Origin of the sequence: Methanothrix soehngenii GP6 (assembly GCF_000204415.1) — an archaeon.
Classification (GTDB): domain Archaea; phylum Halobacteriota; class Methanosarcinia; order Methanotrichales; family Methanotrichaceae; genus Methanothrix; species Methanothrix soehngenii.
Window position 1 is genome coordinate 1,076,859 of sequence record NC_015416.1, and the last position, 13,388, is coordinate 1,090,246.

13 protein-coding genes and 2 tRNA genes are annotated in these 13,388 nt (G+C 52.9%); 9 read left to right on the plus strand and 6 right to left on the minus strand.

Annotated features, from left to right (window positions below):
* Positions 1-51 precede the first annotated feature (51 nt).
* Positions 52-480 (plus strand): hypothetical protein, encoded by a 429-nt coding sequence (locus MCON_RS05400; RefSeq protein WP_013719012.1) that lies wholly within the window; start codon positions 52-54, stop codon positions 478-480.
* 204 nt (positions 481-684) lie between these two features.
* Here the strand turns inward: MCON_RS05400 and MCON_RS05405 are convergent, their stop codons facing one another.
* The gene (locus tag MCON_RS05405) at positions 685-1,830 is read right to left on the minus strand and encodes an RNA-guided endonuclease InsQ/TnpB family protein (protein ID WP_013719013.1); all 1,146 of its coding nucleotides are present in this window, start codon (positions 1,828-1,830) and stop codon (positions 685-687) included.
* Between the two features lie 135 nt (positions 1,831-1,965).
* Between MCON_RS05405 and MCON_RS16855 the strand changes: the two genes are divergently transcribed.
* Positions 1,966-2,097 carry a hypothetical protein gene (locus tag MCON_RS16855; protein WP_269798846.1) on the plus strand — a complete coding sequence of 44 codons (132 nt, stop codon included), beginning with the start codon at positions 1,966-1,968 and terminating at the stop codon, positions 2,095-2,097.
* A gap of 135 nt (positions 2,098-2,232) precedes the next feature.
* On the opposite strand, the gene MCON_RS16040 is transcribed toward MCON_RS16855, so the two are convergent.
* Positions 2,233-2,664: a hypothetical protein gene (locus MCON_RS16040; protein WP_013719014.1), complete on the minus strand. Its 432-nt coding sequence runs from the start codon at positions 2,662-2,664 to the stop codon at positions 2,233-2,235.
* An 879-nt stretch (positions 2,665-3,543) separates the two neighbouring features.
* On the opposite strand from MCON_RS16040, the gene MCON_RS05415 reads away from it, so the two are divergent.
* Positions 3,544-4,251 carry a hypothetical protein gene (locus MCON_RS05415; RefSeq protein WP_013719015.1) on the plus strand — a complete coding sequence of 236 codons (708 nt, stop codon included), beginning with the start codon at positions 3,544-3,546 and terminating at the stop codon, positions 4,249-4,251.
* Between the two features lie 80 nt (positions 4,252-4,331).
* On the opposite strand, the gene MCON_RS05420 is transcribed toward MCON_RS05415, so the two are convergent.
* The 4 genes from MCON_RS05420 to MCON_RS05435 all read right to left on the minus strand — a co-directional run bounded on the left by MCON_RS05420 (position 4,332) and on the right by MCON_RS05435 (position 7,254).
* Positions 4,332-4,416, minus strand: a tRNA-Leu gene (locus MCON_RS05420).
* A 600-nt stretch (positions 4,417-5,016) separates the two neighbouring features.
* Entirely contained in the window at positions 5,017-5,595 is a 579-nt protein-coding gene (locus MCON_RS05425; protein WP_013719016.1) for a DUF523 domain-containing protein, read from the minus strand.
* Positions 5,596-5,653: 58 nt separating this feature from the next.
* Positions 5,654-6,094 carry a hypothetical protein gene (locus MCON_RS05430; RefSeq protein ID WP_013719017.1) on the minus strand — a complete coding sequence of 147 codons (441 nt, stop codon included), beginning with the start codon at positions 6,092-6,094 and terminating at the stop codon, positions 5,654-5,656.
* A 14-nt stretch (positions 6,095-6,108) separates the two neighbouring features.
* Positions 6,109-7,254, minus strand: a complete 1,146-nt coding sequence (locus tag MCON_RS05435) for a formate--phosphoribosylaminoimidazolecarboxamide ligase family protein (RefSeq protein ID WP_013719018.1) — start codon at positions 7,252-7,254, stop codon at positions 6,109-6,111.
* A gap of 723 nt (positions 7,255-7,977) precedes the next feature.
* Here MCON_RS05435 and MCON_RS05440 point away from each other — a divergent pair.
* From MCON_RS05440 to rpoB, 6 genes are all read left to right on the plus strand, one after another.
* The gene (locus MCON_RS05440; protein WP_013719019.1) at positions 7,978-8,472 is read left to right on the plus strand and encodes a 3-isopropylmalate dehydratase small subunit; all 495 of its coding nucleotides are present in this window, start codon (positions 7,978-7,980) and stop codon (positions 8,470-8,472) included.
* Complete coding sequence (locus MCON_RS05445; protein WP_013719020.1) at positions 8,469-9,593, plus strand: 3-isopropylmalate dehydrogenase; 1,125 nt, start codon at positions 8,469-8,471, stop codon at positions 9,591-9,593. Before MCON_RS05440 ends, MCON_RS05445 begins: the two co-directional genes overlap by 4 nt.
* 87 nt (positions 9,594-9,680) lie before the next feature.
* Positions 9,681-9,771, plus strand: a tRNA-Lys gene (locus tag MCON_RS05450).
* Between the two features lie 53 nt (positions 9,772-9,824).
* Positions 9,825-10,061, plus strand: a complete 237-nt coding sequence (locus tag MCON_RS05455; RefSeq protein WP_013719021.1) for a DNA-directed RNA polymerase subunit H — start codon at positions 9,825-9,827, stop codon at positions 10,059-10,061.
* A 10-nt stretch (positions 10,062-10,071) separates the two neighbouring features.
* A complete protein-coding gene (locus MCON_RS05460) occupies positions 10,072-11,562 on the plus strand; it encodes a DNA-directed RNA polymerase subunit B'' (protein ID WP_013719022.1) in 1,491 nt (496 codons plus the stop codon).
* Positions 11,555-13,384 (plus strand): DNA-directed RNA polymerase subunit B, encoded by a 1,830-nt coding sequence (gene rpoB, locus MCON_RS05465; protein WP_232844348.1) that lies wholly within the window; start codon positions 11,555-11,557, stop codon positions 13,382-13,384. Before MCON_RS05460 ends, rpoB begins: the two co-directional genes overlap by 8 nt.
* The last annotated feature ends 4 nt before the right edge of the window (positions 13,385-13,388 follow it).

Genomic DNA, 13,388 nt, shown 5'->3' on the forward strand with positions numbered 1-13,388 from the left:
CATCAAAAGCCTTTTATCGCTCTGTCGACTATTATAAAGTGGAGAGTTGGAATGAAAATAGCTACATCAATGATCGCATTGCTAATGCTATCGCTAATGGTAATCGCATTGGCCGGGAGCTGCTATGCACAAGGCTCAAGCTCTGCACCATATGTGGGTGGCGATTTTGGCAGGGCGTGGCTGGGCAACATTGGCCAATTAAGTGCTCAACCTGCGAAGAGCACATATAGCGACCTGTGGAATTGGGGCGGCGGCCCGAAAGGAAGCATGGCGGTCAATGGCTACCTGATACCGGATCTGCGCTATATCTGGAAGTCAGAAAACGGCACAGGCTATTGGGCGGGATGGAAATATCCATACGCAAGCGGATGGTATCCTGGATACAATTATCCTTACTTGTTTGGCAGCATCTACCCCAGCAGCTACTACTATCCCCCAGACTACCTCTCCAGTGGATATTTGGCTCGCAGACTATATTGAGAGGAGAATTATCATGGTCAAGTCCAATCTATTGGCAGAATTTGCGGTATCGAAAGACCGGCTGATTCAAGCCCTGGCATGCGTGTCCAACCTGGCAGATAGGGCAGTTGTGCAGGCCATTGTTCATCCCAAGGATACCATACTGGGATTTGCCTTCAGCAACACTCTCGTGAATGGTGAGTCCGGGGAACAGATTTATGCTTATTACGTGACCACTCCCGCCCCCTTAAAGGGGCAGGCTTCTACGGTTTTGATTCCGACAGATTGTAGTCCCAATCTGAGTATATTGATTGCCGCATTCCAATCTCGATCCACCGAAAGCCCGCAATGAGGGCAGTTATGGACGCGATCAGAAAGCGTCTTTTCAACCAGAATGCCACACCTGGAACACATCTTAGATGTATTTCTTGGATCTACCAGGATCACCACCGAACCGGCACTTGCAGCCTTGTACGAGGTCAGAGTCACAAGCATATTCCAAGCCACGTCTGAGATGGATTTTGCCAGGCAATGGTTTTTGAGCATATTTTGAATACTAAGATCTTCAAAAGCGATCAATCCGAACCTGTTAACCAGATCCCGGCTAACCTGATGAGCAAATTCATATCTCTTGTTAGCGATCCTCTCATGGACCCGTTCAACGACCTTCGAGGCGGATCTCCTCTCCAGAGTACCTTTCGGTGCTTTTGAGAGCTTCCTTTGAACTCTGGTGAGTTCCTTTTCCTCTTCTCGGAAGAATCTAGGATTAGCTATCTTCTCGCCGTTAGAAAAGGTGGCGAAGCTCTCAAGGCCAACATCTACACCGACGAGAGAACCGTCTTTCCAGGGGGGCTTAGGTTGATCTTCCATCTCGACGGTGAAGCATGCAAACCATTTACCTGTCGCGGCTCTCCTTACGGTTAGTCGCTTGATCTTGCCTTCAATGGGTCTATGTAGCTTGATCTTGATATTACCAATCTTGGAAAGATAGAGCTTACCAGCATTGAGCTTGAACCCCTTCTGAGGATAGGTAAAAGAATCGTACCAACCTCTTCCCCGAAATCTTGGATATCCAGGATTCTCTCCGGCTTTGACTCTTCGGAAGAACGCCTTCAAGGCAAGATCCACCCTTTCCTGGGCATTCTGAAGGGTTTGGGAAAAGACACCACTGAGTTCTGGTTTAATCTCTTTCCAAGTTGGAAGAAGGTTGTGAGTCTCGTATTTTGAGATGGATTTGCCTTCTTTCTCCCAGGCATTCTTTCGATAGGCTAATGTTTGATTGTATGTCCATCGGCATAGATCTAGGGTCTGCTCCATCTTCGTCCTTTGGGACTTTGTTGGATAGATCCTAAACTTGTATGCCTTGAGCATAGATATCTGTTATGCATTTTATTATATTTATAGTTTCTGCATAATAGTGGGGCACGATTCGTCCCCTCCCCTGAAGGAGAGGGGTCTTCTCTGCCCCTACACCCCGACGTTATAACCGAAGAGGATGAGCCGGATGTGATCAAGAGCGAGGCATTCATCATGGGCGATCACAATTCCGCCGTGGGATCCATATTGCAGCATCCGTCTTCCCAGGATGATGATACCACACTGGATGCGGATGAGACACAATCTGTGCTGTATGGGTGAATCCTCAAATTCAAGAGCAGTCCTGGCCGATCCGTCCAACAGGCTGGTGTATCTGCCATAATATTATACATCCAGCGCAAGCTGTGCCAGGACCGGCAGGCAATTATGGGCTCTTCGCTGAAATATGTGGGTGAGTTAAGGCAGGGAATATGGTCTTTTGTTCCTCTGCGCCTCTGTGGTTGGGTCAGAGCATCGCGGTTCACCACAGAGGCGAAAAGATACAGGGAATTTCCGATTCAAGTTCACCCATTCCAAATAGCGAGGAGCCCTCAGGCCAGCGGCTTTCATCGGGGTGCATTTGGCCTGCCAGCCGATGGCGTTGAAGGCCCCAGGATAATCGGACGCGAGCTTGATCTCGCCAGATGGATCTCCTGAGCAATAGGCCACTTGCACGCTAGATGTCGGTTGTGGCTGAGGAGAGCTGCGCATATTTTCTGGCAATTTACCTTTTTGTCCAATAATCCATTTTCCTTTTTTGGTTAATTTATCATTTAATAATATGCCAATTTTTTCATTATTTGGGAGGATAATTTTGCTTTGAAGGCATTTTTGATCTATATTTTTCACTATTTGACCGCAGCATTTATAGTGCAAGATGTACCAGGGCGAGATGAGGAATAGAACGGAGGTGATGATGCATGGATATGATGTCCCAAATATATGCGGTAATTCTCTTTGGAGCAATGGTGGTTTTATTGCCCTGGGGATTGAATAAATGGTCTGACACCCGCGCCGGCGTAAGGTAAGGATTTGCATTCCATCCGGTTAAGCCGGCAAGATGATGCTGACCTCCTCAGATCGATATATCGTGTTTATCATCTGGATGGGCAAAGGCACTTTTCAGTGGAATGGGCGGCACCGGTTCTGCAGGTTTGAATCGACCTGCAACCGGTGCTCTTTCCAGCCAGGCTGAGGAGGGAGCTGCCGGAAAATGATTAGCCTTCTTCGATCATTCTCCTAGGTCCGCTTGAACGCCCCCTTAGCCATCGCAACTCTTATCTCCAGATCAGGTCCTTCGAGCTCTTCTGCAACGGATTCGAGAAACCGCATTAAGTACCAATGTGAAGAATAAACAACATTTTATGCCATATGATCCTAAAAGTAATTATATTTTCACTGATTGATTAGTAAAAATATTTTAATTTTACAAAAGATGATAATTATAGACCCGGATATATCTCCCAGATACACCTCTCACATGCATTGTGAGACGCTGTACCTATTGCTGCTCCGCCACATGGACTTATGCTGCGCTTTTGCATGGCGAGGATTTCGGGTTGATCCGGGCGGAATGAGTTTATCGGCTTCTTCTCGCCGGGGAGTCTTATTGGCAATAACGTCCTTGTCCTAATAGCGCCAAACTCTGCAGATCCAAATGGTCACGTTAGTATCAGGAATAGTTATTAAGGAACAGGCTTAATAGTGTAGAAAATGCAGGTAGGATAATTGAAATCGGATCCAATTCCAACCGGCAGGGAGAAAGCGGCTCTTCGCTCAATTATGGGGGTGAGTTCAGGCAGAGAATATGGTCTTTTATTCCTCTGCGCCTCTGTGGTTGGGTCAGTGCATCGCGGTTCACCACAGAGGCACCGAGACACGGAGAATTTCCAATTCGAGTTCACCCATACCAAATGGCGAGGAGCCGAGAAAGCCATTATGCCTGAGAGAATCTCCCCCGTTTTAAGCAAGCCCCTGGCCAGGTACCTGGAGCTGGAGTTATTGCTTCATAATTTTTTTGAGAGTACTGGCTACTGTAAAGAGAATTATGGCAGAACATGTAATGGTTGCTGCAATGAAAATGTCGTTGAATATCCAAAAATTATCGCCGGTTGCAGCGAGCTGGATGAAGAGCGAATAAGGATTTATGGCGTGGGCGACTTAACAAGATCTTGCCCTTATTCCAGCGATATAGGTTGCATTCTTAAAACGCATAAGACGCCAAAATGCATAGCTTACATCTGCCCCCAATTCACAAAAGCACTGAGTGAGCATGGCATAGATTATGATTGGCTTGAGACACATACACTGCTCATCAGCATTCTTAATGAGGCTAAATTCGACTGGTGGAGTGGTTCTAAAATCGAGTCTTATCGCATCAGTGATGAAGAATTCTCAGAGATTAAAAGACAAATCAAAGAATCGTTAAAGGTATAGCTAGAGAAGGCTGCCAAATAGTCAGACATATCAAAGGAAAAAATACGCCTCACGGCCTTTATGGATTAGTAGTGATTAGGTGCGGGGAATGGGATTCGAACCCACGAACACCTTCGTGACTGGACCCTGAATCCAGCGCCTTTGACCTGGCTTGGCAATCCCCGCAAAAGGATGCAGCCCAATCTCATGCAGTAGTAGTATTTAATGGTATTCGTAGGCCTGGCATGCCTGTGCCTCAAGGGTGGCTACTTTTCTCCCAGAGTACTTTTCTCCTATTTCATTTCATCAACCTCCTCTGATGGCTGACAGGCTGTCTACAGCATCTGCCACCGGAAAAGAGAGTGATTTCTCTATACCAGAACCGCCTTCATTTCTTCCCACAAAAGGTGGCCGGATTTGCCTCGCCCCCGCGCATGTGCCTGCCCACATGGACACACATCAACGGGATTCCGGTCGCAGTTATTCCGACTTAGCCATATCAATCGCTGTATCCAAGACTCCCCGGCGTTGAGGGGGCCAGAGCACTACCGCGCGTTTAATCGCGCGCGGCGTCCACTGAAAAATCGGTTCGTAAGAATAGATCAAACAGAACTGATTGCTCAAATCATCCGGCAACGGCCTAGCCCGGATCAGCAGGTAGGCCATGTGCTGGACGCAGCGCTGCCGGAGGGTCGAGGGAGATGAGCATCACAAGCGAGCAATCTAGATCAATACCGCTTTTGGCGTCACCAAAAGAAGATTATCTGCACCCATCCATTTTACCATTCATTCAAACCGGTCCCGTTCCTCTCTCATGAAGGGCTCGATTCCCGGCATGCTCCCGAACTCGGCCTCATTCATGCACTTCTTCCCGACCTCTTCCGCCTCATAGGGAATTCCGCGCCTCTCCAGCTCCCCAATCAGCTCCTCCATGAATATCCCCCTCCCGGGCACATGCTCGTGCTCCGCCTCATGCACCCGCCCGCCCGCATAGCCAAAGCTCGTCGTCTGCACGCCGCAGCTCGGACTACCGGCCACCCCCACCACGCGCACCCGCACTCCCTCTTTTGCCAGCATCTCCAGTAGATCTGCATAGTGAACGATCAGCGAGCGGCAGAACTGGCGGAACTGGGGCACATCCAGCTGGTTTCTGGTCACCGCCCAGCGCTCGGTGCCCAGATAGAGCGCCTCCGGACAGGGCAATTGCATCGTTGGTCCTGCGGGAGAGAAGGATAGAGTATCCAGACCCTTGACCCGGGTCAAAGGATTCAGAAGGCAGTGAGCCACCAGTGCCACCTCCTCTCCGCCGGTAGCAGGCGATTTTTCCTCTGCCCCGGCCCGAATGCTCTTTCTTGACGGCGGCATAAAATCACCGAATCATCGCGTACTGAGTCAGAGGCCAGAAAAGAAGGTCCAGACCAGCTCACACCCCTGCCGACTGGTCCTTTCGCTTAACTCCCTGGATATACTGATAAAACCGGATGCCATCCAGGTCCTCATAAAAGATGATCTTCTCCGCCCTCTCCCCCACCAGGAGCTTCAGGGTGTTGGTATGAAATTCTTCCACATACTCCACGCCGGTAATCACATCCAGGGGCACCGTGCGCACGCTATCCCAGGCGATCCCCGGCCGGACGAAATGCACATTCTTATCGGTGGTGACGAGATATCCCAGGATCTTATCGAGCATCCCCATCCTGGCGATGGCCAGCATCTGTTCAGATGCCTGGCTGTGAAGAATGGCCGGGGCGATGAGCACCAGCTCCTCCCCAGCTGCGGAGAGCTTCTTGGCTATCCGGCCGAGCTTCTTGGGAACAACCGGGCTCGGGCCTCTGCCCTCGCCTTTGTTTGCGATTTCGTTCATCTTCTCCAGTGGCCTCAGGTCACAATCTGTTCCAGACAATCGTTCTCCAGAGCGATCCTCACCTCGCGAGCGAGCCTGCGGCCAGTGGACATATTGGTCCGCCAGAGGGCATTGCCATAGGGGTGGCCGACAGCCATATGCACATTGGTCCCACCGCCGATCCTGGGTGCGACATCGTAGATGTAGAAGTTCAGGTCCTTGTCCACACAGGTCTGCAGACAGAAGGGGCCGATGATCCCGGGCTTGTAGTACTCCTGGGTCGCTTCCACATACATCTCCGCCAGGACGAACGCCTTCTCCAAGAGCGACTCGCGCAGGGTGGCGGAGTTATGTCCACAGACGGTGTACTCAGGATTGATCTGCTGTTCATTAAGGGTTAGCTGCTGGGGCGCAGGCAGTCGGCAGTGGCCGTCAAGGCTCGTCTCAAACCTCCAGTCTATGCCGATCAGTTCAATCCTCTTCGTTATGGGGGAGTAGAAGTAGTCCAGATTGAAGACCGGCCCAATGACATAGCGCTCAATCCTGGCCAGCTCAATCCCATCCTGGTCGATCACATTCTGGCGCAAGAGGAGATCCGCCTTCTGGCAGTACTCCTCATAGGAGGCAGCAGTGAAAAATCCCCTCTCCAGGGTTTTAACCGCGTGGGGCAGCTTGACCATAACCAACTGGTTGATGTCCTCCGCTTCGATCGGCTCAGGATATGGCAGACCCGCCTTCTCCAGCAACCAGTAGTAGTCCCTCTTGTCTCCTCTCTCCTCGGAGCGAAGCAGGTTGCGAGAGCCGAGCAGCGGAAGCGTAAACTGATCCTCCACCGCGTCTATCCCGCAATAGGAGGTGAATGAGCGGTTGGGGACGAACAGGGTGTTCTTCTCCTTGAGAATATCCTGGTTCTCCGGATCCAAGACATCCGGGAACCGCTTCAGCATCATCACCTCATCGATCATGCCGGTTATGACATTCCCCTTCTGGTCTCTCTCCGCCCGGAAGTACTTGATATAGGGCTTCTCCCTCCCCTCCTGGCATACCGCCAGGGTCTTGAAATTCTCCTCCACTGCGCCATCTGCCGTATCCAGGGCAGAGTGGGATGCTATCATTCCGATTCGAAGATTCTTGAGGTCGTATCCCCTCAATACCTCCAGAACCTTACTGCGATCAATCAAGTCTGAACACCTCAAAATAATTATACTGGTCCCTCATATTTCCATCCCAATTTATCAAGGTGACCCTATCATACAAAGAACTGACCTTCTCAATTCCCGCCTCATTGCTCCGATCCCTTTGAGTCACCAAAGATCCTCTCCCCTTCCCCCTGAAAAGCTGCATGAATCCACACACAATCCACTTGGTCTGCGCAAATAACCACAGCTCTTCGCCCTCCAGAATAACCTGCTCTTATCATAGCCGCCGATTCCCTCCAGACAATGCAGAAGATGCTCAGGGGCAGAAATCCCGCCGGTTCCGGCCAGACACTAGAGCATCTTGCTGCCTTTTGCCAATCCGCACATCCCAAGTACTCGCACCGCGATAAAGATTATGCCCCTCATGTCATGCCGCCCGTCCGGGCTCGGCCGCTGCCCGTCCGAATAAGTATCAGCCAAGTTCATAGAGCCGCAGGGGTCCGTTCAATCCGGCAGCCTCAGATTCGGTCTCCTTATCTTTGGGTGGCGGGATTGGCCTTGTTTTTCCTCCTCTGCTATATCACTACCGCTCCATGGATCTAAAGGATCATAAGATCGTATGATAGTCCGCCTGCACCATACGTAGGCTTGGGCATTTTCCAGGTATCGCAGACGGGAAGAGCAGCCTCTCCTGGAAATTCATGTGCATTACTTTAATATACCTCAATCTCATTGGGAGTATTTCACTATTGGGAGCTTGATATTTTGGCGGGCAGAGCTTGGAAGTTCATGGACGATATCGATACCGATGCCATCATCCCCGGTCGCTACCTGGTAATGAACGACCCCAGGGAGCTGGCGGTACACCTCTTTGAAGGGGTCAGGCCAAAGATGGCATCAGAGGTCAAAGAAAGCGACTACGTAGTGGCTGGCGAGAACTTCGGCTGCGGCTCATCGCGAGAGCACGCCCCCTTGGCTCTGAAGGGAGCAGGAATCTCGGCTGTCGTCGCCAAATCCTTTGCCAGAATATTCTTCAGAAACGCCATAAACATAGGCCTGCCCCTCTTCATCTGCCCGGATGTGGACAGGATCGAAGATGGCGATCAAATCGAGATCGATATGAAAGGCGGAGTGATAAAGAACATAACCCGCAAAGAATCCTACAATACCACCCCGCTCCCTGATTTCTTAAGGGAGATCGTGGATGTGGGAGGGCTGGTGGAGTACACCAGACGACAGGTATCCGGAGCGAAAACATGAACTATAAAGTACCAGTTATCAGTGGCGACGGCATCGGCCCAGAGATCATAGCCGAGGGCCAGAAGGTCCTGGAAGCAGCCGCAGACAAGCACAACTTCTCTTTGGAGTGGATCGATTACTCCATAGGCGCAGAGCATTATCTGAAGACGGGCGAGCTGATAAGCGAGGAGACGCTCAAAGAGCTATCCGGATATCGGGCCATCTACCTGGGAGCAATAGGCGACCCGAGGGTCAAGCCGGGCGTGCTGGAGAAGGGCGTCCTTCTCACCATGCGCTTCTACCTCGACCAGTACATCAACCTCCGGCCGGTCAAGCTCCTGGAGGGGGTCTGGACTCCTCTTAAGGATAAAACGCCGAAGGATATCGATTTCGTCGTAGTTCGCGAGAACACTGAGGATTTTTACATCGGCATTGGCAGTCGCGCACAGAAGGGCAAGAGCCACGCCGACTTCCAGATCCGTCGTAACCTCTATAACATCAAGTTCGGCCTGGATATCGACTCGGACAGCGAGGAGATCGCCTACCAGATAGGCGAGGTCAGCCGGGAGGGCTGCCAGAGAGTGATAAAGTACGCCTTCGACCTGGCAAGAAAGCGCCACCAGAAGGTCTCTAGCGTCGACAAGGCCAATGTGCTCAGCGACATCTACGGCTTTTGGAGAGAGGTCCTTTTAGATGTGGCAAAAGGATATCCAGAGGTCAAATACGACTTCAACTTCGTTGACGCCATCACCATGTGGTTTGTCAAGAACCCGGAGTGGTTCGATGTAGTCGTCGCCCCCAACATGTTCGGAGATATCATTACCGACCTTGGAGCCATGATCCAGGGCGGCCTGGGCCTGGCTCCGGGAGCCAACCTCAACCCGGAGGGGACCAGCATGTTCGAGCCCATACATGGCTCTGCTCCCAAGTACAAGGGCCGGAATATGGTCAACCCCCTGGCCACTATCTGGGCGGGGGCTCTGCTGCTCGAGCATCTCGGCCAGCCGGCGGCTGCCGAGGATATAGTCTCAGCCATAGAGCGGAACCTATTTGAAGGCCGTATAAAGACATATGACCTGGGAGGAAGCTCAACCACCTCCGAGGTGGGATCGGAGATTGCTCGCCTAGTGGGGCTTATCTAAGTCCCACAAGGGAAAAAGCTTTTATGGGGGATCTCTTCATTCCTCAGTTAGTGCAGCACATGAGGCTTGAGGCATGCCAGGCCGCGAGGGCTCGTAGCTCAGTTAGGCAGAGCGTCTGGCTTTTAAATTTTTGCATGAAGATACCAGGTGGTCGAGGGTTCAAATCCCCCCGAGCCCGTTTGGAGTTTCCTTGAGCCTGTATGCTGCTCTTTCTAAGAGTTGGTGGTTCTAGTGACCAAGTTTGCCGTAAAAGATCATGAGATGGTTCCGGAACATATTCTGCTCACTCCGGAAGAGGGCCTCGATGTGCTGAAGGAGTTCGGCATCGGCGCGCCACAGCTACCAAAAATCCATATAAGTGACCCCGCAGCCAAAGAGATCGGGGCCAAAGTGGGCGACATAATCAAAATAATACGAAAAAGCACAACAGCCAAGCATTCGACCTTTTACCGGCTGGTAATCGATTAAGGGTGATCTTTTGCTCGACAGAAATTCTCTTTATAGCGCTTATTTTACCAGGGATAAGCTGGTGCATCATCATATCAACTCATTCAACGATTTCATAGATAAAGGCCTACAAAAGGTGATCGACGAGGTGAACATCATCGAAACCAACATCGAGAACACCTATGTCAAGCTGGGGAACATCCGGGTGGAAAAGCCCATGGTTCGCGAGGCGGACGGCTCCGTGGAAAGGCTCTACCCCAATGATGCCCGCCTTCGCAACCTGACCTATGCCTCGCCAATAAAGCTGGAGATGACCATCGTTGAGGGGGAGACGGAGAAAGATCCGGTTGAGGCGGACATAGGGACCCTGCCCATAATGCTCAACTCCAAGGTCTGCAACCTCTCCGGCCTCAGCGCAGATGAGATGATATCCTTTGGAGAGGACCCCTCTGACCCCGGTGGCTACTTCGTGGTCAACGGATCGGAGAGAGTGATCATGACCCTGGAGGATCTGGCGCCAAACAAGATTCTAGTGGAGTACAACCAGCGCTACGATGAGAACATCGAGGTGGCCAAGGTCTTCAGTCAGAGGCAGGGCTACAGATCGCTGGTCATTGTGGAGAGGGGACGCCGATCCATCCTGGAGGTCTCATTCCCCTCCGTCTCGGGCAGATTGAACTTCGTCACCCTTCTCCGCTCGCTGGGGATGGAGACGGATATGGATATCGTTAAATCGGTATCAGATAACCCGGAGATCATCAAGTTCATGCTGGAGAACCTGGAGGAAGCAGAGGTTTCCACCAACGATGAGGCCCTGGAGAAGATAGGCTCTCGCGTCGCAGCCGGCCAGGCCAAGGAGTACCAGAAGAAGAGGGCGACCTATGTCCTGGACCGCTACTTGCTCCCCCACATAGGCGTCGATGAGAAGGATAGGTATGCAAAAGCTCTCTTCCTCTCCCGCATGGCCGAGGCCTGCTTCGAGCTGGCCTTGGCCCGGAGGAACGAGGACGACAAGGACCACTACTCCAACAAGAGGCTGAAGCTCTCAGGAGACCTGATGGAAGACCTCTTCCGGGTGGCTTTCAACCGTCTGACCCGAGACATAAAGTATCAGCTGGAGAGAGCTAGCATGAGAAACAGAGACCTGAATGTGGTGACCACCGTCCGGGCGGATGTCCTCACTGAGAGGATGATTCACCCCCTGGCAACAGGCAACTGGGTAGGAGGGAGAACCGGAGTCTCCCAGCTCCTGGACAGGACCGATTATATGGCCACCCTCTCCCATCTGCGCAGGGTGATATCTCCACTATCCCGGTCCCAGCCCCACTTCGAGGCCAGAGATCTGCATGCCACCCAGTGGGGACGCATCTGTCCCTCTGAGACGCCAGAGGGTCCAAACTGCGGCCTGGTGAAGAACTTCGCCCAGGGCGTCGAGCTCTCCAAAGGGATAGACGATTCGGAAGACATCAAGAAGATTCTCATGGATTTAGGGGTAATTTCGGTAGGTGGTAGCATTGGCTGAAGTATTGACGGGCGGCGCTAGAGTATATGTGAACGGTGAGATAGTGGGCTATCATGATGATCCCAAGACTCTGGTCGAGAACCTCCGCCGCCTCCGGCACTCGGGGAGCATCAGCAGCCAGACGAACGTAGCCTATTTCGAGGATACCGGTGAGATCTTCATGAACACCGACTCTGGCCGGGCGAGGAGGCCCCTTATCGTGGTCGAGGATGGCCGGGCCCTGGTCACCGATGAGCATGTTACCAGGATCCAGAAGGGAGAGATGAAATTCGATGACCTGGTGGCTGAGGGCCTGGTGGAGTACCTGGATGCAGAGGAGGAGGAGAACAGCCTCATCGCTATCTGGGAGGAGGACATCACTCCCGAGCATACCCATCTGGAGCTCGACCCATCCATGATTCTGGGAATCGCTGCCGGCCTGGTCCCCTATCCCGAGCATAACGCCAGCCCCAGAAACACCATGGGCGCGGGAATGGTCAAGCAGTGCCTGGGCATGTCCACCGCCAACATGAGGCTCCGGCCCGACACCCGCGGCCACTATCTCAACAGCCCTCAGAAGGCTATAGTGCGGACGAAGACCTCCAAGGCCATCGGCTTTGACGAGAGGCCTGCAGGCCAGAACTTCGTGGTGGCAGTCCTCGCTTATGAGGGATACAACATTGAGGATGCCCTGGTCATGAACCGGGGCTCAATCCAACGTGGCCTGGCTCGCAGCCACTTCTTCCGGGTCTCAGAGGCAGAGGAGCGCAAGTACCCCGGCGGCCAGGAGGACAAGTTCGAGATCCCGGATGTTGAGGTCCGGGGGGCTAGAGGAAGCGAGGCCTATGACCAGCTCGACTCAGACGGCCTGGTCAACCCCAATGCCTATGTGGGCCCCAATGACGTCCTGATCGGCAAGACCAGCCCTCCTCGTTTCCTGGAAGAGCCCTCGGAGTTCGGACTGACCCCCCAGCAGAGAAGGGAGACCTCGGTGACCATGCGCTCCAACGAGAAGGGTGTGGTGGACATGGTCATCCTGACTGAATCCTCCAACGGCAACCGCCTGGCCAAGGTCAAGAGCCGCGACCAGCGCATCCCGGAATTGGGCGACAAGTTCGCCTCCCGCCACGGCCAGAAGGGCGTGGTAGGCCTGATCGTCCCCCAGGAGGATATGCCTTTCACCGAGTCGGGCATAGTGCCGGACCTCTTGCTAAACCCTCATGCCATCCCCTCCCGGATGACCGTTGGACACGTCCTGGAGATGATCGGCGGCAAGGTCGGCTCATTGGACGGGAGGTTCATCGATGCCACCGCATTCTTAGGAGAGAACGAGCCGGAGCTCCGCACCGCTCTGACGAAGTTCGGGTTCTCTCATACCGGCAGGGAGATACTGTACAATGGAGCCACTGGAGAGCAGATCATGGCAGACCTCTTCGTGGGAGTGATCCTCTATCAGAAGCTCTACCACATGGTCACAGGCAAGATGCACGCCCGCTCCCGCGGCCCAGTGCAGGTCCTCACCCGCCAGCCAACAGAAGGCCGGGCAAGGGAAGGAGGCTTGAGGTTTGGGGAAATGGAGAGGGATGTGCTCATCGCCCATGGAGCCGCTCTGGCGCTTAAAGAGCGCCTGGTGGACGAGTCGGACAAGGTCACAGAGCTCGTCTGCAGCCATTGCGGCATGATCGCCATTCACGACCGGCGAAGAAATGCTGACTTCTGCCCGACCTGCGGAGCAGACACTGAGATCTATCCGGTGGAGATGAGCTATGCCTTCAAGCTCCTATTGGACGAGATCAAATCGCTGGGAGTAGCACCACGACTGATCCTTGAAGACGCTGTTTAGGTGT

Excerpts from the sequence above, each read along its gene's own strand:
- MCON_RS05400 (WP_013719012.1), top strand. The coding sequence starts at position 52 with ATGAAAATAGCTACATCAATGATCGCATTGCTAATGCTATCGCTAATG.
- MCON_RS05405 (WP_013719013.1), bottom strand. The coding sequence starts at position 1,830 with ATGCTCAAGGCATACAAGTTTAGGATCTATCCAACAAAGTCCCAAAGG.
- MCON_RS05425 (WP_013719016.1), bottom strand. The coding sequence starts at position 5,595 with ATGCCGCCGTCAAGAAAGAGCATTCGGGCCGGGGCAGAGGAAAAATCG.
- MCON_RS05430 (WP_013719017.1), bottom strand. The coding sequence starts at position 6,094 with ATGAACGAAATCGCAAACAAAGGCGAGGGCAGAGGCCCGAGCCCGGTT.
- MCON_RS05445 (WP_013719020.1), top strand. The coding sequence starts at position 8,469 with ATGAACTATAAAGTACCAGTTATCAGTGGCGACGGCATCGGCCCAGAG.